Origin of the sequence: Gardnerella vaginalis, assembly GCF_001546485.1 — a bacterium.
In the GTDB taxonomy this organism is placed as follows: Bacteria; Actinomycetota; Actinomycetes; order Actinomycetales; family Bifidobacteriaceae; genus Bifidobacterium; species Bifidobacterium vaginale_D.
The window spans coordinates 1-748 of sequence record NZ_KQ956864.1 but is presented as its reverse complement, the minus strand read 5'-3'; the positions used below and the strand labels follow the sequence as shown (position 1 = coordinate 748).

The 748-nt window shown below is 46.0% G+C and carries 1 protein-coding gene; it reads right to left on the bottom strand.

What is annotated here, in order from left to right; all coding sequences use genetic code 11:
- On the bottom strand, nucleotides 1–748 hold a 748-nt coding region (locus HMPREF3208_RS04160), incomplete at both ends, for an FIVAR domain-containing protein (RefSeq protein ID WP_155639969.1).

The window sequence follows — 748 nt, the reverse complement described above, 5'->3', positions numbered from 1 at the left end:
TTCTTCTTCGCATCCTGAAGCTTCTTCAAAGCAGCGTCAACATCGCTCTGAGTTGCGTTCTCATTGCCAAGCACGGAATTCGCCTCATCAAGCGCCTTCTTATACTCGTCAAGAGCCTTCTTAGAAGCGTCATCACCCTTAGCAGTCGCATTCTGATACTCAGGAGTCTTAGTGAAATCACCATCAGCATTGGATTCAGTCTGCAACGCAGCCTTATCAGTTTTATGCGAATCAGCAAGATTCTTCTTCGCATCCTGAAGCTTCTTCAAAGCCTCATCAACCTGCTTCTGAGTAGCATTCTCGTCACCGAGAACCTTGTTAGCGTCTTCGAGTGCCTTCTTGTAGGCTTCAAGAGCTTGCTTAGAAGCGTCGTCACCCTTAGCTTGAGCATTCTGATACTCAGGAGTCTTAGCAAAATCACCATCAGCATTGGACTCAGACTGCAACTTGGTCTTATCAGTCTTATGCGAATCAACAAGCTTAGACTTAGCATCCTGAAGCTTCTTCAAAGCCTCATCAACCTGAGCCTGCGTAGCATCCTTATCACCAAGAACCGTGTTCGCATCCTCCAAAGCCTTCTTGTAGCCTTCAAGAGCCTGCTTAGACGCGTCGTCACCCTTAGCTTGAGCATTCTGATACTCAGGAGTCTTAGTAAAGTCAGAATCCTTACCAGCTTCAGCAGTCAAATCAGACTTATTAGTCTTATAACCGTTCGTAAGCTTAGACTTAGCATCCTGAAGCTTCTTCA